The sequence below is a fragment of the Ureibacillus sp. MALMAid1270 genome (assembly GCF_049202975.1).
In the GTDB taxonomy this organism is placed as follows: domain Bacteria; phylum Bacillota; class Bacilli; order Bacillales_A; family Planococcaceae; genus Ureibacillus.
Window position 1 is genome coordinate 25,823 of the sequence record NZ_JBMIRP010000085.1, and the last position, 22,672, is coordinate 48,494.

Genomic DNA, 22,672 nt, shown 5'->3' on the forward strand with positions numbered 1-22,672 from the left:
GTCGTCTTTTTTCTTTAGTTGAATTTCACCATATGATATTTTTTCTTTCCACGTCGGATGATTGCGAACTCATCTTCGAGACGGTCTTTACTGTCTACTACATAGTCCAGATCCGTTACTTTCTCTCCATTAATGGAAATTGCACCATTTGTTACATCTTCACGTGCTTGACGTTTCGAAGATGAAATATTTGCTTCTACTAAAACATCCACAATATTTTTATCTTCTTTTGGAAGTTCTGATGATGGCACATCTTTAAATGCATTTTTCATCTCACTTGCAGATAAAGTTTTTAAATCGCCAGAGAATAATGCATCTGTAATACGTTTAGCAGTTTCTAGTGCCTCTTCCCCGTGGATTAAACGAGTCATTTCTTCAGCTAATGTTTTTTGCGCTTTACGTAAATGTGGTTCTTCTTGAACAGATACTTCTAATGCTTCAATTTCTTTACGACTTAAGAAAGTAAAGATTTTTAAGTATTTGATCACATCAGCATCTGCGGAGTTAATCCAGAATTGGTAAAATTCATAAGGTGTTGTTTTCTCAGGATCTAACCAAACTGCTCCACCAGCTGTTTTACCAAATTTCGTACCATCTGCCTTCGTTACAAGCGGAATCGTAATTCCAAATGCTTTTGCATTTTCGTCGTGTGTTTTACGAATCACTTCAAGACCTGTTGTAATATTCCCCCATTGGTCAGAACCACCTACTTGAATTCGTACATCATAATGATCGTATAAATGATTGAAATCAAGTCCTTGAATTAATGTATAGGAAAATTCTGTAAAGGAAATACCTGTATCAAGGCGAGAAGCAATTGTATCTTTGGCTAACATGTAGTTAACGTTAATCAATTTTCCATAATCACGCAGAAAATCAATAACGCTCATTTTTCCAACCCAATCAAAGTTATTCACTAGTTGAGCACCATTGCCATCTTCACCAAAGTCAAAAATACGTTCCATTTGTGCTTTTAACCCAGCTACGTTACGTGCAATTTGTTCTTGAGTTAATAGGTTACGCTCTTCTGAACGGCCAGATGGATCTCCAATCATTCCTGTTGCTCCACCTACTAATAGAATTGGACGGTGACCAGCTTGTTGGAAACGGCGTAATGTTAAAAGTGGTACGATATGACCAATATGCATAGAGTCCGCTGTTGGATCGACTCCTACATATAAAGATACTTTTTCATCATCAAGAAGTTTTTCCATACCTTCCGCATCTGTTTGTTGATATAACAAACCTCGCCATTGTAAATCTTCAATTAATGCATTTGCCATTTGAAATTCCTCCTTCTTAAGTAACTATTGATAGATTTTTTATACAGCTTGAGGTAGAAAGAAGTTATTTAGTCATGTCAAACTGAATTCACATATGTGGATTCTATCAAAAAAATTTTCAGCCGCTAAATAAAAAAGCCCCTACATACAAATCCTAAAATTTGTATGCAGGGACGTTAATAATAAATTAAACGCGGTACCACCCAGCTTGAAGAATAACCATAACATTCTTCCACTCATCAATGTCTTATCGCGACTTTCACGTTCAAGCTCCAAGAACGTAATTCATGTAATTCACTATGACTAGCTTGCACTAACCGCTAGCTCTCTTAACAGGGAATGAACACATTACTTCAATCTTTTCACTGCTTGAAAAAACTATAATGATTATTTTACTTCTTTTTGTCACATTGTCAATAAATTGATTACTGAATATTAGAATTATGCTATAATAGACAAGATTTTAGGGGGTCGATAAAGTGGATGAAATTAAAAAGCGTATCGAACAACTCAATGAAAAAATCGAATTATTGTCTACTTCTGAGCGTTCACGCCCGCTTCGAATTGGTATAAGAGTTGTATGGAACTTATCTTTATTATTTCTTTTTATAATTATTACAGGGTTTGTATTTGTTGGTGCTGTTGGTGCAGGTTACTTTGCATCATTAGTAAAGGACGAGCATTTGCAAACTAAAGAAGAGATGTTATCTCAAATTTATAATTATGAAGAAACAAGTGAAATCTACTTCGCAAATAATATTTACATAGGTAAACTTCGCACAGATTTAGAACGTAGAGAAACAACATTAGATCAAGTTTCTCCGCTTTTAATTAATGCGGTACTTGCGACAGAAGACGAATATTTCAGAGAACATAATGGAATTGTTCCAAAAGCTGTATTACGAGGATTATTACAAGATGTATTAAGTATGAGTACTCAAACAGGTGGATCTACCTTAACGCAACAGCTTATTAAAAATCAAATCTTAACAAATGAAGTTTCTTATGAACGTAAAGCTCGAGAAATCTTACTTGCTTTACGACTTGAGAAGTTTATGACAAAAGATGAAATTTTAGAGACATATCTAAATATTATTCCTTATGGTCGAAATTCATCGGGACGTAATATTGCTGGTGTAGAAACAGCTGCTCGCGGTATTTTTGGTATAAGTGCAAAAGATTTAAATTTACCACAAGCCGCATACATTGCAGGTATTCCCCAATCTCCTTTTGCTCATACACCTTTTACCCAATACGGGAAATTAAAGGATGAAAAAGGTTTACAAAAAGGAATTGAACGTATGGAAACTGTATTATCTCGTATGTTAGAAGTTGGGTATATTACAGAGTCTGAGTATAATGAAGCTATTTCATATGATATTACGAAGGATTTCCGTGAACCTGAACAACTAGCTAGAGATAACTATCCTTGGTTAACATATGAGTTAGAAAATCGTGCAATACGAATTATCGCTGAGATATTAGCCGAAAAAGATGGAATCGATCCAAAACGTTTCGAAGAAGAAGATAACTTACTTAAAAAATATGAAATACTTGCTGACCGTGACATTCGTTCAAGCGGTTACCGTATTTATTCGACAATTGATAAAGAAATGTACGATGCTATGCAAGAAGCTGCCAATAACTTTAACTATTATGGACATACATTTACTAGAACTGAAATAGATCCAGATTCTGGCGAAGAATATGAAGTACAAATTCCAGTGCAAGTTGGTGGAATGCTAATTGAAAATAAAACTGGAAAGATACTAAGCTTTGTCGGTGGCCGTGATTTTGATATTAGCGAATTGAATTACTCAACACAAGCTTACCGCTCTAATGGTTCAACAATGAAACCACTACTTGCATATGGTCCAGCAATGGATTATGGGCTAATCGGAGCAGGAAGTCCTGTAGTGGATGTGAAGTTTACACTTCCAGGATGGGAACCTAAAAACTATTTAGAAAATGAAGAACGAGGAATCATGCCTGTAAGGGAAGCTTTAGCGCATTCACAAAACCTAACTGCACTCAGATTGTATGATTCTATACTAGATCAACGTCCTGTTACTTATTTAGAGAAACTAGGCTTTTCTAAAATAGTACCTGTCGATTATGAAAGTATAGCTATAGCGATAGGTGCCATGACAGTCGGTACAACTGTAGAGGAAAACACAAATGCTTATACAGCCTTTGCAAACAATGGAAAGTTCGTCGATGCATATATGATTGAAAAAATTGTAGATGTTGATGGAAATATTATTTACGAACATGAATCTGAAGCAGTTGATGTGTATACTCCAGAAACGGCATATATGATCACTGATGCATTACATGATGTATTGGAATATGGTACTGGTGCTAGAGCAAATAGTTTATTGAAATTCTCATCTGACTTTGCAGCTAAAACTGGTACATCCCAAAATTATCGAGACGTGTGGTTTGTTGGTTACAATCCAAATATTTCACTTGGATTATGGATGGGTTATGACGATATTAAAGAAGCACGTTCGTTAAACCAGTTTAACAATACGTATTATCAACCAAGTACACGCGTTAATATGCTTTGGGCAAATTTAATGAATGCAGTATATGACGTAAACCCAGAGTTGATTGGAACTTCTGAAAAATTCACACCTCCTCCTGGAGTAGTGAATGCAGCATTCTGTGGAATATCCGGACTTGCTCCATCAGATGCATGTACAGAAGCTGGTCTTGTAAAATCAGATTTATTTAATAAAAACTTTTTACCAACTAAACTAGATGATAGTTTAATTCAATCATCAACTGTTATGATTGATGGAACTGCATACGAGGCATTAGATTCGACACCAAGAGAATTTGTAACGGAAAACGGAATTGGTTTAAATCCTGACTTTATTAAACGTATGCTTGGAAGATTAGGCGGAGATGGTTCAAAATTATTACCGAAAGAATCTTCACTAAGTGAAAAAGTAGTTTCAACGGCAACATTAGAACCAGCTAATGGAAATCCACCAGCAGTTACTGCTACTTTACAAGGTAATATAATTACATGGACTAAATCGGCTGCCAATGACGTAATTGGTTACCGAGTATATAATGTTACAAATGGTGAACGTACAATATTTGCTACTATTAAAGATGGCGAAGAACTTCAATATACTATTGGAAATGGTTCCTATATGGTTGTTGCAGTAGATATTACCGGATTAGAATCAGCAAATTCTAATCCAATTACAATAGAAGATCCCGGTGATATAAACTTACCAGAATTACCTGGAGATGTAATTGAGGGTGAACCTGGTACAAATCCTGGTAATGGAAATAACGGTGATAATCATAATGGTGGCAACAATAATGGTGACAATGAAGACGGAGATATTGACTTGATTGATGACCTTATTAATCAAGGCCGGAATTAAATAAATCAAAAGCTTCTAAGCAACTTATTATTGTTCTGAATAAATTTAGATTTGTCCTCGAGGTGATATGGCTTCGAGGACATTTTTTTGATTTTCTTGTGAAGAGTGGTTTCTCGAGGACAGTTTTCTCTGAATTTCACGAATCTTGTCCTCGAGAATCTATAAATTAATCATCACTCAATTACTTTAAAAAACTCGCCATCATTAATGGCGAGTTTTTTTGTATATTATTTATTTCACTAACTGTGAAAGCACTACACTTTCTAATATGTTAATTGCTTGATCGATTTCTTCATAGCTTACTGTTAAAGGTGGTAATAGTCGTAAAACATGTGCACCTGCACTTACTACAAGTAAGCCTGCCTCTTCAAGTTTTGAGACGAATGGTGCCACTTCTACATCCCCGAAGTCGATTCCAATCAGTAACCCTTTTCCACGTACTATAACCGGTTCATTTGAAAAGACTTCATTTAGTTTATTGACTAAATAAGCTCCTTTTTCTTTTACTTCTTCTAAAAATAAATCTTGGAACACAGTATCGATAACCGCTTGAGATACAGCTACCCCTAACGGATTTCCACCATATGTTGTACCATGAGATCCTGGGCTAAAGGTATCGTATAGTTTAGACGTACCTAGTACGCCTGCAAATGGGAACCCTCCCCCTAATCCTTTAGCCATAGAAACTAAATCAGGTTTAAGTGCAGTTTGTTCAAATGCAAAGCGTGTTCCAGTACGTCCGATACCTGTTTGAACTTCGTCTACAATTAATATAATATCGTTTTCAGAACAGATTTTTTGGATTGCTTCCGCAAATTCATCGGTAATTGGGTTTACCCCACCTTCACCTTGCACTACTTCTAACATAATTGCAGCGATTGAATCATCAATTGAATTTTCTAAACGTTTTACATCATTAAAAGGTAAATATGTGAATTGATCTACTAAAGGACCAAAACCTTTATGAATTTTTTCTTGTCCAGTTGCAGACATAGCACCAAAAGTTCGGCCATGGAATGAATTTTCAAAAGTAATAATATGATGTTTTCCTGTATGTTTTCTCGCCATTTTTATCGCGGCTTCATTTGCTTCGGCACCACTATTACAGAAAAATGCGTGATCCAAATGTAAATCTTTAACTAACGATTCAGCAAGTTTTACTTGGCCAGGACTCTCAAACAAATTACTTGTATGCCAGATCTTTTCACTTTGTTCTTGTAATGCTTTAACTAGTGAAGGATGTGAATGACCTAAACATAATACCGCAATCCCACTAGTAAAATCTAAATAACTTTTCCCTTCACTATCTTTGACAATTGTCCCCTTACCTTCTACTAAACTAATTGGTCTTCTAGAATAGTTGTTAAACAATGCGTTCATTTGACTCGACTCAACTCCTGTCTTAAAATTTTTGTTCCAATTAAACGATCATTCACAATTTGAACTGAAGGAATTCCAGCATTTAATACTTGGATTGCCCCTTGTACTTTAGGAATCATTCCTCCATATATATGGCCTTCTTCAATCCATTTATCAATAGCCGCTATTGTTGCTTGCTGTTGATATTCTTCTCCAATTCTTATACCTGAAACATCTGTTACTAGTAATAAACTTTCCGCATTGACTGCTAGTGCAACTTCACTTGCAACTGTGTCACCATTTATATTAAGACCTTGACCATCCATCGTTACTCCAATACAAGCAATAACTGGAACAATTCCTTGAGAAAGTAGCGTTTGTAATAACGCAGTATTTACTTCTATCACTTCTCCAACATAGCCATACGTTTCTTGATCCAAGTAATCTGCATGTATGAGAAATTGGTCATATCCACTTAGTCCAATTGCAGAAATGCCAGCTTTGTTTAATTCAAACACGAGTTTAGGATTCACTTTTCCTATTAAAGTGGATTGCACTATACCAAGTGCTTTCTCACTTGTTACACGAATACCATTCAATGAGTGCGACTCTACATTTTGATTTGCCAATTCTTGATTAATTGCAGGTCCTCCACCATGGGTAATGATGATGTTATACCCTTGTTCTTGCAATAATTTAAAATTGGAAAAGAAGGCTTCATTTAAGCCTTCTAAAGTACTTCCCCCAAGTTTGATAACTATGGTTTTACGAGCGGTAGGATGCGTTAATTTGGACGTAGTCATAAGTTAAATCACACCCCCAAGCAAATCCATGACCAATTCCTTGTTCAAGTGAAACGTAAATTTTCACTTCATTGGCCTTTAAGATTTGAATTAACTCTTCTTCGGAGAACGGTACCGGTTCCCCATGTTCAACCATTAATGCATTACCAATTTTGATTGTGATTTTTTCTGGATCCACCGTTGCACCACTATACCCTACAGCAGCGATGATACGTCCCCAGTTTGCATCACAGCCAAATACCGCTGTTTTTACTAATGGAGAACCAACAACTGTTTTAGCAATTTTAATAGCTTCTTCATCTGAAATGGCGCCTTCAACTTCTACTTCGATTAATTTCGTTGCACCTTCACCATCTCTAGCGATGGATTTAGCTAAATCTTCGCAAACAGCTTTTAATGCATTGTAGAAGTTTTCCCAATCAGGATGTAATGGACTTAATGGTTCATTGCCCGCTAAACCGTTTGCCATCACTAACACTGTATCATTAGTAGATGTATCACCATCAACTGTAATGGCATTAAAAGTCTTATTTGTAATTTCAGATAAAGCCTTTTGTAATTCTTCTGATTCAATTTTGGCATCCGTTGTGATAAACCCTAACATTGTCGCCATATTTGGTTCAATCATTCCTGATCCTTTAGCAGTACCTGCAATTTGCACTTCTTTTCCATCAATAACCGTGCTATATGCAGTGTTTTTCATAACTGTATCTGTTGTCATAATTGCTTGAGAAAAATCAATGGCATTTTCTAAAGATTGACCGATTTCAATTATCTCGATTCCCTTACGAACCGGATCCATTTTCATTAACTCCCCTATTACTCCAGTTGATGCAATACCAACTAATGAAGGGTCGATTCCTAACTTAGTCGCAGCAAGTTGTTGCATTTCATATGCATCAGCAATCCCTTGTTTACCTGTACATGCATTTGCATTCCCTGAGTTAACAAAGATTGCTTGCATTTTTTTCGTATTGTAAACTACTTCTTTTGTAACTTTTAATGGTGCTGCTTGAACTGCATTTGTTGTGAATACTCCAGCTACACTAGCTGGTACTTCACTTACTAGTAGAGCTAAATCTTTTTTCTTATGTTTAATTCCACAGTGAATACCTGCTGCCTTAAATCCCTTTGGTGAAACGATATTATTACTTGAAATTCTTTTTAGTTCATAACCTGTTGTCCCCATAAATTTCCCCCCAATGATCAAATTCGTCCTATCGTATTTGAGCCAAGATTAAATGAAATATTTTATTTTACTAATAGAATTTTAGATTTAAATGTATTAGATAAATAAAGGCACGACATCTAAGCCGTAAGATTGAGGCAAACCAAATTGAACATTCATATTTTGAATTGCCTGACCTGCTGCACCTTTTACTAAATTGTCAATTACACTTACAATCGTTACGCGATTCGTTCTTTCATCTAGCTTTACTGTAATATCACAGTAATTTGAACCTTTTACTCGGTTTGTTCCGAATGATGATGCACCATTGATAACCCTTACAAAAGAATCATTTTTATATGTTTCTACTAAACATTCATACAATTGATCAGTCGTAACTCCTGATGTAACTGGCGTATACGTAGTTGATAAAATCCCTCTCGTCATCGGCACAAGATGTGTATTAAAAGTAATGTTTGTATCAATTCCAGTAAATTGTTGAATTGCTTGCTCAATTTCTGGAATATGCTGATGTTCATTTACTTTATAGATGGTGAAGTTTTCATTTGTTTCACTAAAATGAGTGAATTGTGAAGGTTTATTTCCTGCTCCTGAAATCCCACTCTTTGCATCTATGATTAATAAATTCGGGTCAATTAAATTTTCTTTAATAAACGGCAGAATGGATAATAATACAGCTGTTGGATAACAACCAGGATTCGCAATAATACGCGCTTCTTTTATCTGTTTTTCATTCCATTCCGTAAGTCCATATACACTTTCTTGTAGCAGTTCAAAAGGTGCTGGATCTTTTTTGTACCACTGTTTATATAAATCTGGTTGTTTTAATCGGTAATCCCCAGATAAATCGATTAATTTAGGGCCACTTCCAACTAATGGAGGTAATAATGTACTTGTTACTCCAGTCGGCGTACTAGTAAATACAACATCGAATTCAGCTAATGTTTCTTGATCGATTTTCTTCAAAGAATTGTCATGTATTGTGAATAGATGGCCAAATCGTGAAGAAAAAATCGTCCCCTCATCTGAAGATGTAAATAATTCAATCTTCTCGACTTCCGGGTGTGTATGTAATAAACGTATTAACTCTAATCCTCCATATCCTGTGGCACCAATAATTCCAACCTTCATTCCGTTCACTCCTTAAACAAGTTATAGTTAGTATAGTTCTGTATATTTATTAAGTCAACTGCATTTTTATATATTTTTTATTATAATTTGAATTTTTAGAAATAGTTCACAAGCATGTTATCCTTGAAAACAAACTATTTATTGATAAAAATTAAAAGGTTATTAAGAAAATCGCTACTTTTGTCGTTTATTTAACAATGTATAAATATAAGTCCAAAAGTGGATGTCGTGATTGTATTCATATCCAAAATTTATAATATAATGGTAATATCATGCTCAGGTGGTGTTCGAGGTTTTATGAAACATATTAAAAATTATTATTGTGAAGAAATGGAAACGAGGCATGGGAGGGTTATTATTGAAGGACCTATCCACTCAGAGCAACTCGCACAATATTTATTTCACGAGGATTTAACTTCTTTTAGACCACCAGAACAACAGAAGAAAGCCTTGGTTGAAATTGCTCGATTAGAAGAAGGACGGATCATCATTATTCGCAAAGAGAATGTGGTTTTAGGCTATGCCACTTATCATTATCCTGACCCGCTCGAAAGATGGGCGGAAGACAAAATCGAGAATATGATCGAATTAGGTGGGATTGAAGTCATCCCTTCATATCGTGGTTGTGGTGTAGGGAAAAAGCTTCTTGAAATTTCATTTAAAGGGGATGAAATGGAAGACTATTTGGTCATAACAACAGAATATTACTGGCATTGGGACTTAAAAGGCTCAGGCTTAACGATATGGGATTATCGAAAAATGATGGAAAAGCTAATGAGTTCCGTCGGTTTTAAGCCTTTTGCAACAGATGACCCAGAAATTACATCTCATCCTGCAAATTGTTTAATGGCTCGTATAGGGAAACGAGTCAATGAAGATACAATTGCACGTTTTGACCGTTTACGTTTTAAAAGACTATATAAGTAAGTCTTATAAGGGGGATACACAATGCTTGTTGAAGAAATTATGACAACTGAACTCATAACACTTTCACCAAACAGTACAATAAGTGAAGCTGTACAAATAATGAAAGATAACAAAATTAGACATATTCCTATTGTTGACGAAAACAAAAAGTTAGTTGGACTCGTTTCATCAAAAACATTAAAGAATGAAATATCATTAAATGCCATAACTGAAACAGGAACACCAATATCTGAAAAGAAGATTGAAGATGTTATGATTAAAAATGTTATCACAGGTCACCCGTTAGACTTCGTGGAAGAAATTGCGTTAACATTTTATGAAATGAAGATTAGTTGTTTACCTATCCTATCGGGTGGACAGTTAGTTGGTTTAGTTACTGCCTCTGATTTACTTTATACATATGTAGAGCTAACAGGTGCAAACAAACCATCCTCTAAAATAGACATTCGCGTGGAAGACCGACCTGGTATTCTATCAGATATTTTAGTAGTATTTAAAAAACATAATGCAAATGTTTTAAGTGTTCTTCTATTTCCTGATTCAAAAGATGAAAAATATAAAATTGTATCAATCCGAGTTCAAATTATTAACCCACTGTCTATCATTGAAGATTTGAAAAAAGAACAATTTAATGTACTTTGGCCAAATCTTCCTGGTATTTCACAATGAAAAACGCAGTATTTGTTTATTCACCAGAACAACTCGGATATAAATTCTCTGATTCACATCCATTTAACCATAAAAGACTAAAGTTAACTGTTGATCTATTAAAAAAGATTCAAGCTTTAAAAGATGAAGATATTATTCCTGCAAGAATGGCTACTGATGAGGAAATTGCTCTTGCACATGATAAAAGCTATATAGAAATTGTTAAACAAGCTGGAAAAGGATTACTAACTCCAGAACAGACCATACACTATGGCATTGGAACGGAAGATACGCCCATTTTCCCTAATATGCATGAAGCAAGTAGCTTTCTTGTTGGTGGTACATTACAAGCTGTCGACTATGTCATGCAAGGATTAAGTCGCCATGCTTTAAATTTAGGTGGGGGGTTGCACCATGGATTCTTTGGTCGAGCTTCAGGTTTTTGTATTTATAATGATAGTAGTGTAGCAATCCAATATTTACGAAAACATTATAATGTTCGAGTGTTATATATTGATACTGATGCTCATCATGGCGATGGAGTGCAATGGGCCTTTTATGATGATCCAAATGTATGTACACTATCTATTCATGAAACTGGTAGATATTTGTTTCCTGGTACAGGAAATGTTACGGAGCGTGGAAATGGTCCAGGATATGGGACAACCTTTAACTTTCCAGTCGATGCTTTTACAGAAGATGAAAGCTTTTTAATGATTTATGAAAAAGCAATGAAAGAAATCTTTGAATATTTTAAACCGGATGTTGTCTTAACTCAAAATGGTGCAGATGCCCACTATTTAGATCCATTAACCCATTTATACGGAACGATGAACATATATCGGGAAATTCCAAAACTTGCACATAGATTGGCACATGAATATTGTGATGATAAATGGATTGCTGTTGGTGGTGGTGGGTATGATGTTTGGCGAGTTGTACCGAGAGCTTGGTCTTATATATGGACAGAAATGAATGATCTCCCTACTCCTACTGGACCTTTACCAAAAGAATGGTTAGATCATTGGCAAAAAGAATCACCAGTTCCATTGTTTCCAAATTGGGAAGATCCAAATCCACTATATGAGCCCATTCCTCGAAAGCGTGAAATTGAAGAGAAAAATGCTCAAATGCTTGAGAAGGCATTGTCAATTATCCAAAGCAATCCATTTAAACAAAACTAAAAAGGATGTCCTTTCACTAGGTAGATAGAAACCTAGTTAGGACATCCTTTTATCTGTTTATCTTTTTACCGTTTGACGTTCTTCGATACGGTGTGGCAAAATAACCACTTGTTCTTCTACTTTTTCTTTATTCATAATTTTAGTTAATAAACGCATGGCAACCGCCCCAATATCATAAAGAGGGAAAACAACACTTGTTAGACGTGGACGTACCATTCTTGCTAGTTTTGAGTTTTCAAAACTAATTACTTCAATATCCTCTGGAACATTTTTCCCATCATCTTGAGCGCCGTGTATGATTCCGATTGCTAATTCATCACTTCCTGCAAAAAATGCAGTAGGCGGATTCTCTAGAGCACTTAATGTTTCCCATGCCTCTATTCCACTGTCATAAGAGCTTTCTTCAGAAACAATTAATTGCTCATCAACTTCAATATTTGCATCCTGTAATGCCTTTTTATAAGCCTCTAATTTATATTTTGAGTTAATCGTGTATGCTAGTGGACCTGATATAAATGCGATTCGTTTATGACCATTCGAAATGAGTAATTGTATAGCTTCATAGGATGCTTGGAAGTAATCAATGTTTACAGATGGTAATTCATTTGATTCATCAACTGAACCAGCTAGTACAATTGGTGCTGGCGAGTGCTTCATTGCGTGTAATAATTTATCTGTTACAGCATCACTCATCATTACAATTCCATCAACTTGTTTTCCTAACATTGTATCAAGAAGCGTTAACTCTTTATCTTCATTTTGGTCTGAGTTTGCCAAAATAATATTATATCGATACATAGTTGCAATATCTTCAATTCCACGGGCAGCTTCCGCGTAAATATTGTTTGAAATATCAGGAATGATCACACCAACAGTAGTTGTTTTTTTACTAGCTAGCCCACGCGCAACGGCATTTGGTCGGTAGTCTAATCGTTCAATTACTTCTAACACTTTTTTACGTGTAGACGGTTTGACATTTTGATTTCCATTCACTACACGTGATACTGTAGCCATCGATACATTAGCTTCTCGAGCTACATCATAAATTGTTACAGTCAAAAGTTCCGCCTCCTTTTAAATTTTTATTCCTTACATCATACGATATTCGTCTTTACAGTTTCAATGATCAATTTGTTTGCTGTAATTATATGGTATCCATTCTACCATAAATCGATATCCTTTTTATAAATAAAATGTTAAATTTATTGCACATTCGTGAATTTTTATCAAGATGAAATTTTATCCAATAACTGTTCCGATAAATTCGAAACTCAAATATAAAAAATGGACCGACCAGCAATTTACTGGTCGGTCCATTTTTTAAGCATTCAATTCATATTGCTTCATGAATTTTTGAATTTCTGAGAAGAATTGATTGAATTCTTGAATATCCATTTGCTGTTGTGAATCTGACAATGCAACTGATGGGTCTGGGTGAACTTCAGCCATTACTCCGTCTGCACCAATCGCGATTGCAGCTTTTGCACATGGTAATAGTAAATCTCTACGTCCTGTTGAATGAGTTACATCTACAAATACAGGTAAATGTGTTTCTTGTTTTAAAATAGGTACTGCAGAAATATCTAATGTGTTGCGTGTCGCTTTTTCATAAGTTCGAATTCCGCGCTCACATAACATAATATTTTCATTACCTTTTGACATGATATACTCTGCTGCATGGATGAACTCATCAATCGTTGCTGCTAAACCACGTTTTAATAAAACTGGTTTATTAGTTGATCCAACTGCTTTTAATAGTTCGAAGTTTTGCATGTTTCGTGCACCAATTTGAATTACATCAACATAATCTAATGCTTCTTCAATGTGAGCTGGTGTAACGATTTCTGTTACAACGGCTAAACCACATTCTTCCGAAACACGTTTTAAGATTTTTAAACCATCTAATCCTAAACCTTGGAAGTCATATGGTGAAGTACGTGGTTTATATGCACCACCACGAATAAATTTAAGTCCTTTAGCGCTGATCGATTCAGCCACTTTTGCTGTTTGTTCATAAGATTCAACAGAACATGGTCCAAAGATAAATGTTGGAGCACCCGACCCTACTGATTCACCGTTTATATTAATGACTGTATCTTCTGATTTTTTCTTACGTGATACAAGTAATTCTTTCTTCTTATCTACTTCTAATTGTTTAAGTGAAGTTTTAAAGATTTGTTTAAATATATAGTCAACCGTCATTTGATTTAACGGACCTTTATTGTTTTCTTTCAATAAATTTAACATATGGCGTTCACGAAGAGGGTCGTATCGGTTTACCCCTTGTTTTTCTTTGATCTTACCAATCTCATTTACAACCTCAGCTCGTTCATTTACTAAACGTAAAATCTCTAAATTTAGTTGATCTATCTGTTGACGCAATGCATCTAAATTTTGTTCGCTCATTCTCTTTTCTCCTCTCCCTGTATCCAACTCTTTCAGAAGTATGAAATCTATGGTACATTTTAAGATAATACATTTATTATAATCAAATTTTTCTAGAAAGTCACGAAAATAATTTAGCGCTTCAACTCGCTAAAGTTAAAATGGAAGAGGATGGATTGCAATGTCTGCAAAACTATTCGCATTAGATATTGGTACAAGGTCCGTTGTTGGAATCATTTTAGAAGAACAAAATAACCACTTTCATGTTGCTGATATCGTTATGAGAGAGCATAAAGAACGTGCAATGGTTGATGGTCAAATACATAATGTGCTCTATGTAGCGGAACTCATTAAAACGATTAAAAGTGAATTAGAGTTAAAACATGGTCCACTAACAAAAGTAAGTGTTGCTGCAGCTGGACGTGCGTTAAAAACTGAACAAGCAAGTGTAGCAGTATCGATCAAGAACCGACCAATCTTAACAGAAGAAGATATTAACCGGTTAGAGTTACAAGCGGTACAAGAAGCGCAAGCCCAATTACTATTACATAGTGAAGGTAATCAGTTAAACCATTATTATTGCGTCGGTTATTCTGTACTTTATTACAAACTTGATGGTGAAGAAATAGGAAGTCTTGTCGACCAACAAGGAGACGAGGCAACCGTCGAAGTAATTGCTACATTCTTACCTCGTGTTGTCGTTGAATCACTTATAGCGGCTTTAAAGAGAGCGGATTTAGAAATGGAAGCAATGACGTTAGAACCAATTGCTGCTATCAATGTATTAATTCCTACAAGTATGCGCCGGTTAAATGTAGCTCTTGTTGATATTGGAGCTGGTACATCTGATATCGCCATTACAAATGATGGTACCATTGTTGCTTATGGAATGGTTCCAGTAGCTGGAGATGAGATTACTGAAGCATTGAGTGATCATTATTTATTGGATTTTCCAGTTGCCGAAAAAACGAAAAGAATGCTAAATACCGAGTCAACTATCGTCATAGAAGATATTTTAGGTTTTAATCAAGAATATCCTCGAGAAGAAGTTATAGAAGCAATCCGACCAGCTATTAGCCATCTTGCCCAATCAATTGGAAAAGAAATATTAAATTTAAATAGCCAACGTCCACCTAAAGCAGTCATGTTAGTAGGTGGTGGTAGTCTTACTCCAATGATTACAAATGAATTATGTAAAGTACTTGAACTTCCGGATAACCGTGCAGCTGTACGTGGACTAGATGCCATTCAAAACTTAACAAAAGCACCGTCGATATCAGATTCTCCTGAACTTGTAACACCGATTGGCATTGCTATAGCTGCTAAAAAGGCACCTATTCAATACATGACTGTTACAGTAAATGAACAAGTGGTGCGACTTTTCGAATTAAAGGATATGACCGTTACGGACGCTTTTCTCGCGGCAAATATACAGGCAAAGCAACTATATGGGAAGCCAGGTAAGAGTATTTCCATCAAATTAAATAGACAGGAAATTGTTGTTCCTGGAGAGCATGGAAGTCTTGCAACAATCTATGTAAATGGAGAGATTGCTACAACGAAAACCATTATTAAACATGGCGATCAAATCGAACTGATTGAGGGGAAATCAGGAAAAGATGCTACTTGTAAAGTACGAGATTTATTAGATAATGCGCTGTTTAAAACGATTCAACTTCAGGACAAACCTTACACAGTCCAACCTAAAGTATTGTTAAATGGGCACCATACGAATCTAGATGTGATACTTAAAGATGGTGATGAGTTAACGATTGAGACAGTTGACACCATTGAAGAATTAATCAAACTTTACAATAAAGATCTGATACAAAACTTACAAAATTTTGTTGTCTCTGTTGATGGAAAACCTTTGTACCTACCTGAATTTACAGGGAAACTTTTCATCAATGGTAAGCCAGGTAAACTACATTACCAATTTTCTGATGGAGACAATATTTTTATTGAAAATACAACTTTACCAACAGTTCAAAAAATCGCTGATAAGTTAAACTTGAAAATCGAAGATAAAATTTTAGTTAAATTTCAAAATGAGGAACTACAGCTAAAAAGAAGTCATTTTGAAATATTAGTAAATGGGATAGTTTATCAATCAACTGCTGTTGTATTTAACGGAGCTGCGATTGAATTTAAGGAAAAAGAAAAGCAGCAAAAATGGATTTTTCAAGATGTATTCCGTTTTTCAAATTGGCAATTGCCTGCCCATTTTAAAGGTCAATTTACAATGATGAGAAATGGTGAACAAGCATCATTTGATAGTGAAATATTTGGTGGAGATCAATTAGAAATTATTTTAATTGAATCGTGATTATTAATATTACAACTACAAAAAAAGGTTGAATCCTTAAGAGAAATTGGCTTTCTCTTTGGATTCAACCTTTTTACATTCGATGTTAAATTGAAGATGGACGAGCAGCTTCAGAAATCTCAGTGCCCTCAATTTCATTTTCTATTAACTCTAAAGGCTCTTCACCTTCAGCAGATACTGTACCATCATCAAAAACTGTTGGTAATTTAGTTGTTTTTGATATTACTTTATCTACTAATTGAACAGATTGTTCTTTTAATTGATTTGATATTTTAACTGTTTTTTCTTTCGCAGTAGTAGATAGTTCTACTCCTTTATCGCGCAGAGTGATAGCTTGGCTAGCTACATCATTACGTAAATCTCTTCCCGTTTTAGGTGCAAGTAATAATCCTGCTGCTGCACCTACAATACCGCCAACAAGAGCACCAATAATGAAATCTTTCATATCAATTGTCTCCTCTTTGTATATTGGATCAACTGTTTCGTTATAACTCGGTGATAGATTAGATAGATTTTTCACTTCATTGTAATTTTGCTTTTCAGTTGTCATTAATCCCCAACCCCTTTAAGTTTTATTTATCGAAAATAGAAACAGAATCACCACAAGTATTACTTGTTAGTAGACTTTCGTTGTTTCCATTTATCAGCTAACTCAATTGCAATATTTCCCCATTGCACAACTTGAGCGATTTTTTCTTCATTTTTTTCAACTTCTGTCACAATGGATGTTGAGATTCTGTTGATTGATTGATTTAATCCATTAACAGAAGTACCAATGTTTTTCACAGCATCTACAACTGTATTTAATCTTTCTGACTTATTAGCTATATCTTCTGCCAAAGAATTTGTTTTTTCTAATAACGACGTTGTTTCACGAGTGATGCCTTCCATTTGTTTTTCAATCCCAGCAGCAGTACCCGCAATACTGTTTAATATATTTTTTAATGAGAATAGTGTTCTACCAATACTAATACATAATATTAGAAATGCAATTGCTGCTATTAATGCTGCGATGTATAAAATGACGATCATGCATTAAACCTCCTGTGGCTTGTTAGTATAATATTTCGACAAAACTGAATGAATTCCTTTTTCCGACATGTAAATTATCCTTTAAAATGGATATGTAAGGAAAAAACTCTTTAGATATCATACATTGAAAATACAATTATGGACAAGCAGAAGCTAATTATTTTGAGAAAAAACAGCCTACCTTAAAGATAAGCTGTCATTTTTTAGTCTTACATTCATCAAAAATACTTAAGATTCGCATCAATTAATTTTTAAGTAAATCCTCAAATGCATCTTGGAATTTATGAACATCACCAGCACCCATAAATAGGAACACTGCATTGTTATGTTTATTTAAAAATTCTATATGATCTAATTGTAAAACTTCGCTACCGTCAATAAGTTTTTTCAGATCAACAATTGTTAAATTTCCACTTTGCTCACGTGCTGAACTAAAAATATCACAAAGATATACTGCATCTGCTTGACTTAAACTGTCTGCAAAATCTTGTAAGAACGCTTCAGTTCGACTGAAAGTATGTGGTTGGAAAATTGCAATCAGTTCACGGTCTGGATACTTTTGACGAGCAGATTGAATCGTTGCTCTAATTTCCGTTGGATGATGCGCATAGTCATCTACAAGTACATTGTTACCAATTTTCGTTTCAGTAAACCTTCTTTTTACACCTGAATAAGTACTTAGTCTTTCTTGCACTAGTTCAGCAGGAATTTCTTCATAGTGGGATAACGCAATTACTGCTAATGAATTTAACACATTATGATCCCCAAACATAGGAATTGTAAATGTACTATAGAATTCATTTCGTACATAAACTTCAAAACTTGTGCCCTCAGTTGTTTTTACAATGTTTCTTGCTGCAAAATCATTTTGCGCATCAAAACCGTAATAAACCACAGGAACATTTGCTTGAATTTTTTGTAAATAATCATCATCACCACATGCAATAATAGCCTTTTTCACTTGTAAAGCTAATTGTTGAAATGCACTATATACATCATCAATATTTGCAAAATAATCAGGATGGTCGAAGTCGATATTTGTCATTACTGCATAATCCGGTTGATAAGCTAAAAAATGACGACGATATTCGCATGCTTCCATTACAAAAAATGTTGCATCTTGTTTTCCGGAACCAGTTCCATCCCCAATTAAAAAGGATGTTGGCTTATATCCACCAATCACATGACTCATTAAACCTGTTGTAGATGTTTTACCATGTGCACCTGTAATGGCAATGGATGTGTATTTTTTAATATAGTCACCTAAAAACTTATGGTAACGAATAACTTCAACGCCAATTTCTTTTGCTCGAACAATTTCTGGATGATCATCCGAAAAAGCATTTCCAGCAATGACTGTCAATCCTGGTTTAATATTATCAGGATCAAATTTTAATATTGTGATATTTCGATCCCTTAATGGCTTTTCTGTAAAATAATATGTTTCAACATCTGAACCTTGTACTTGTTCACCTGAGTCAAATAAAATTTGGGCTAATGAACTCATACCCGAACCCTTAATACCTGTAAAATGATAAATTGTCATACTGAAAACCTCCCGGGATGCTTAAATCTTGACCCCTATGATGAACTTTTTTAATTAATTTAGTAAGTAAATATAAATAAAATGATGTTTCTTTTGAACGGGGTACAATAATTCCTTCAATCAATAACAGACATGATAATACATAACAATGAGAATCTGCCTGCTTACCCTCTTAGTTTATTTTAGGTAAAAACCTATACCATTATAGCACTAAATTGGTAAAACTTTAAACGTACAATATTAGTTTACCTGTTCCGACGAATATTTATTAAACAAATTTAGACTATTTTAAAAAAAATGAAAGGGGCTTAAAAAGCCCTCTCATTAGTCAAACATTGACATTAAATCTGACTCAGTTATATACACTTCTCTAGGCTTACTTCCTCGTTGTTCTGAAATGAATCCATTCTTTTCAAGTAAATCCATCATACGTGCAGCACGATTATAACCAATATTATATTTACGTTGAATGGATGACGTAGAAGCGGTTCCTTGTTCATAAACAAATCGACAAACCTCTTCAAACAGTTCGTCATACTCCTCCACCGTTTCAGTCTTTTTCAACAATTCTTCATGTTCGAACATATAACTTGGCTTACCTTGACTACGGACATGTTCAATAATTTCTTCAATCTCATCGTCTGTAACAAAGGTTCCTTGAATACGAATTGGAGCACTCATTCCATTTCCTAAATACAACATATCCCCTCTACCTAAAAGGCGTTCTGCACCTTGACTATCTAAGATTGTTCTAGAGTCAATCTGCGAAGATACTGCGAAAGCTATACGTGTTGGGATATTGGATTTTATTAACCCAGTAATGACATCTACAGATGGTCTTTGTGTCGCAACAATTAAATGTATGCCACATGCCCTTGCTTTTTGAGCAATTCGTGCAATGGATTCTTCAACATCACTTGGCGCCATCATCATTAAGTCTGCCAATTCATCAATAACAATTAAGATATATGGTAATTTATTTTTATTACCATTCTTCTCAGCTTGCTTGTTATATCTAGATAAATCTCGAACACCTACATGAGCAAATAATTGATAACGACGTTCCATTTCTTCAACAGCCCATTTTAGTGCAGCAGTTGCAGTTTTTACATCTGTAATAACAGGGCTCACTAAATGAGGGATATTATTAAATGGTGCAAGTTCAACCACTTTTGGATCAATTAGCATTAATTTCAATTCATGTGGATCAGCTTTATACAATAAACTTACTAAAATGGAATTGATACATACAGATTTCCCTGATCCAGTAGCACCTGCTATTAAGCCATGAGGCATTTTACGTAAGTCAATTGTAATTGGCTTACCAGTTAAATCAAGTCCTAATGCAGCCTCTAACGGTGATTCCGAATGAGTGAATATATCACTAGAAACTACTTCTGAAAGTCTTACCGCTCGTGAAATACGGTTTGGTATTTCAATACCGATTGAACTTTTCCCAGGGATAGGTGCTTGAATCCGAATATCTTTTGCAGCTAATGCAAGCTTTAGATCATCCGCTAAATTTTTAATTTTACTTACTTTTGTCCCGTGACCCACAGTAATTTCAAATTGTGTAACTGCTGGACCTTGAACAATCGATTCAACTTGAGCTGTTACTTGGAAATGTGAGAGAGATTCAACTAAGTTTTCAGCTTGAGATTCCATCCATTCACGGTCTTCTGTCTTTTCTTCTGGTGGAACTAAATATTCATAAGCTGGTTTTTCATAAACATAGTTTGTTGTGATCTGTTCTTCATCATGATTTTCTGATATTGTTTCAATTTCATCACTTATCTCTGAATGATCACTCTCAACATTACCTACCGATTTTGTCACTACTATTGGTTCAACTGGCTTTTGCAATGCCTGTTTCATTTTCAATTTTTCTTTGTCTGATTTTAGCATGATTACGTTAAAAGGTAATTTACTACCTGATGACGCTTTTTCATTATCAATACCTGTATGATGAATTGATGATTTATCTTCTACTTTATTCAGATTATCCTCTAAAATTGATTCATTCGAAACAATTGTAGGCTCATCATTTTTTACTAACACTTCTTCAATGTTATTGAAATTATGATTATTGGATGCTTCTAATTTTGTTTGTGCTTCAAATTCTTCTTCCGTATCATAATATTCATCATCAAATTCTTCCAAATGTTCCTCGTAATCATCTTGAAGTTCTTCAAATGGTTCATCTTCAGTGAAATCATCATAATCTTGATCGTAATCGATTGACTCCAAACCATAAGATTCTTCTTCAAAGATTTCAAACTGATTAGTTTGTGAATCTTCATTAAACGAGATTTCACGATCTGCTAATTGTTGAACAAGTAACTGGCTCGTTTGATATTCTTCCTTATACGTTAGATTACGATTTTCTAAAATCATATTCTCTTGTAATGAAGACTGGTCATTCACTAATTGGACTTGTTCATTAACTACTTTTTCATCCTGTATATCATGAACTTCATGTTTAAACGTTAGTTCATCATAATTTGTTTTATACTGCACTGACTCATTGATTGTTTCATATAAATCTTTCACTTCTCTATTTCGAGTAAAGAGATCAGTACTAGCTATTTCTTTTTGTACTAATTCCGCTTCTTTTATTGCATTGTTCTTCTCTATCGGTAAGTTATGATCGATAGTTGTGCTATTAGATAATTCTTGCTTTTTATCTAGTAATTGATTAATAGGACTTGGTTTTCTAAAACCATGTACCGGCGAAGGAACTTGAGAAGGAGTAAATCTTCTGCGACTCTCAACTTGTTGAGGTTCAATTTCAATTTCAATTCGCTTCTTTGTTATATTTGCTTGATTATTCGGTAACGGTTTGTGCTTTATTGATTGCTTCAATTCAACTGGATTTTTCCGGACCGATTTTCCTTTTCCATTTCTTCGTTTTTCTAATAACTCTCGTATACCTGAAACTTCAACGTCATAAACGATACTACTTGGCATTGGATCATAATAGTTTTTTTCAACACGCTGAGTATGATTATTTATAGTTGGTTCAGGTTTTAACTGTTCTATTTCATCATCTGCAATAATAGGAAAACGGAATGATCGCCTCTTATTGGATTCATACGTTTCTTCTTGAATATCCATTTCTTCTAATTCTATATCTTCTTCATGGTCATTGTTTTCTTCATAAAAAAATCTACTAAATTTCTTTTTAAACCAGCTCATCATTATCACTCTCTTCTAAAACCTAACATTTCTATTATATGATAAGAATAATAGTGTTTGTAATTTACTTTTATGTATTATTTATCATGTGCTAATATGACTAAATTCCTGCAAAAAAAACCATATATTTATACCATATCATCTAATTGATAGATTAATAGTCAAAGCATACCATATAAATATTTCAATATGATAACAATGAATATACAATATAAATAAAATTGAGGATTTCTTAAAAGTCTTATTCGCAACTTTTAGGA

The 22,672-nt window shown here is 34.5% G+C and carries 16 protein-coding genes and 1 other annotated feature; of the genes, 5 read left to right on the forward strand and 11 right to left on the reverse strand.

The features are described 5' to 3' along the window. Positions 1-14: 14 nt before the first annotated feature. Positions 15-1,283, reverse strand: a complete 1,269-nt coding sequence (gene tyrS / locus ACOQFO_RS11130; RefSeq protein WP_421689735.1) for a tyrosine--tRNA ligase — start codon at positions 1,281-1,283, stop codon at positions 15-17. 166 nt (positions 1,284-1,449) lie between these two features. Next, positions 1,450-1,658 (reverse strand) — a binding site (T-box leader). Between the two features lie 113 nt (positions 1,659-1,771). Here tyrS and ACOQFO_RS11135 point away from each other — a divergent pair. Continuing rightward, positions 1,772-4,687, forward strand: coding sequence for a transglycosylase domain-containing protein (locus ACOQFO_RS11135; protein WP_421689774.1), 2,916 nt, complete (start codon positions 1,772-1,774; stop codon positions 4,685-4,687). Positions 4,688-4,918: 231 nt separating this feature from the next. On the opposite strand, the gene ACOQFO_RS11140 is transcribed toward ACOQFO_RS11135, so the two are convergent. The 4 genes from ACOQFO_RS11140 to argC form a co-directional block, all read right to left on the reverse strand. Beyond that, positions 4,919-6,067: an acetylornithine transaminase gene (locus tag ACOQFO_RS11140; RefSeq protein ID WP_421689736.1), complete on the reverse strand. Its 1,149-nt coding sequence runs from the start codon at positions 6,065-6,067 to the stop codon at positions 4,919-4,921. Further along, a complete protein-coding gene (gene argB / locus ACOQFO_RS11145) occupies positions 6,064-6,849 on the reverse strand; it encodes an acetylglutamate kinase (RefSeq protein WP_421689737.1) in 786 nt (261 codons plus the stop codon). Before argB ends, ACOQFO_RS11140 begins: the two co-directional genes overlap by 4 nt. Then, entirely contained in the window at positions 6,812-8,038 is a 1,227-nt protein-coding gene (argJ, locus tag ACOQFO_RS11150) for a bifunctional ornithine acetyltransferase/N-acetylglutamate synthase (RefSeq protein WP_421689738.1), read from the reverse strand. Before argJ ends, argB begins: the two co-directional genes overlap by 38 nt. 96 nt (positions 8,039-8,134) lie before the next feature. Next, positions 8,135-9,169, reverse strand: a complete 1,035-nt coding sequence (argC, locus tag ACOQFO_RS11155; RefSeq protein WP_421689739.1) for an N-acetyl-gamma-glutamyl-phosphate reductase — start codon at positions 9,167-9,169, stop codon at positions 8,135-8,137. A 297-nt stretch (positions 9,170-9,466) separates the two neighbouring features. On the opposite strand from argC, the gene ACOQFO_RS11160 reads away from it, so the two are divergent. From ACOQFO_RS11160 to ACOQFO_RS11170, 3 genes are read left to right on the forward strand one after another with little or no spacing between them, the layout of a single operon-like run. Continuing rightward, complete coding sequence (locus tag ACOQFO_RS11160) at positions 9,467-10,096, forward strand: GNAT family N-acetyltransferase (protein ID WP_421689740.1); 630 nt, start codon at positions 9,467-9,469, stop codon at positions 10,094-10,096. Between the two features lie 21 nt (positions 10,097-10,117). Further along, positions 10,118-10,765 (forward strand): acetoin utilization AcuB family protein, encoded by a 648-nt coding sequence (locus tag ACOQFO_RS11165; protein WP_421689741.1) that lies wholly within the window; start codon positions 10,118-10,120, stop codon positions 10,763-10,765. Then, positions 10,762-11,928 carry an acetoin utilization protein AcuC gene (locus tag ACOQFO_RS11170; RefSeq protein ID WP_421689742.1) on the forward strand — a complete coding sequence of 389 codons (1,167 nt, stop codon included), beginning with the start codon at positions 10,762-10,764 and terminating at the stop codon, positions 11,926-11,928. Before ACOQFO_RS11165 ends, ACOQFO_RS11170 begins: the two co-directional genes overlap by 4 nt. Positions 11,929-11,985: 57 nt before the next feature. Here ACOQFO_RS11170 and ccpA read toward each other — a convergent pair whose 3' ends face one another. Continuing rightward, positions 11,986-12,987 carry a catabolite control protein A gene (gene ccpA / locus ACOQFO_RS11175; protein ID WP_421689743.1) on the reverse strand — a complete coding sequence of 334 codons (1,002 nt, stop codon included), beginning with the start codon at positions 12,985-12,987 and terminating at the stop codon, positions 11,986-11,988. A gap of 261 nt (positions 12,988-13,248) precedes the next feature. Beyond that, complete coding sequence (locus ACOQFO_RS11180) at positions 13,249-14,334, reverse strand: bifunctional 3-deoxy-7-phosphoheptulonate synthase/chorismate mutase (RefSeq protein ID WP_421689744.1); 1,086 nt, start codon at positions 14,332-14,334, stop codon at positions 13,249-13,251. A 160-nt stretch (positions 14,335-14,494) separates the two neighbouring features. Here ACOQFO_RS11180 and ACOQFO_RS11185 point away from each other — a divergent pair, with 160 nt between their 5' ends. Beyond that, on the forward strand, positions 14,495-16,639 hold the full coding sequence (locus tag ACOQFO_RS11185; RefSeq protein ID WP_421689745.1) for a cell division protein FtsA: 2,145 nt from the start codon (positions 14,495-14,497) through the stop codon (positions 16,637-16,639). 85 nt (positions 16,640-16,724) lie between these two features. Here ACOQFO_RS11185 and ACOQFO_RS11190 read toward each other — a convergent pair whose 3' ends face one another. From ACOQFO_RS11190 to ACOQFO_RS11205, 4 genes are all read right to left on the reverse strand, one after another. Further along, positions 16,725-17,189, reverse strand: a complete 465-nt coding sequence (locus ACOQFO_RS11190; protein ID WP_421689746.1) for a YtxH domain-containing protein — start codon at positions 17,187-17,189, stop codon at positions 16,725-16,727. 59 nt (positions 17,190-17,248) lie between these two features. Next, on the reverse strand, positions 17,249-17,671 hold the full coding sequence (locus tag ACOQFO_RS11195) for a DUF948 domain-containing protein (protein ID WP_421689747.1): 423 nt from the start codon (positions 17,669-17,671) through the stop codon (positions 17,249-17,251). A 244-nt stretch (positions 17,672-17,915) separates the two neighbouring features. Next, positions 17,916-19,217 (reverse strand): UDP-N-acetylmuramate--L-alanine ligase, encoded by a 1,302-nt coding sequence (gene murC / locus ACOQFO_RS11200; RefSeq protein ID WP_421689748.1) that lies wholly within the window; start codon positions 19,215-19,217, stop codon positions 17,916-17,918. A gap of 324 nt (positions 19,218-19,541) precedes the next feature. Then, on the reverse strand, positions 19,542-22,412 hold the full coding sequence (locus ACOQFO_RS11205) for a DNA translocase FtsK (RefSeq protein WP_421689749.1): 2,871 nt from the start codon (positions 22,410-22,412) through the stop codon (positions 19,542-19,544). Positions 22,413-22,672 lie beyond the last annotated feature (260 nt).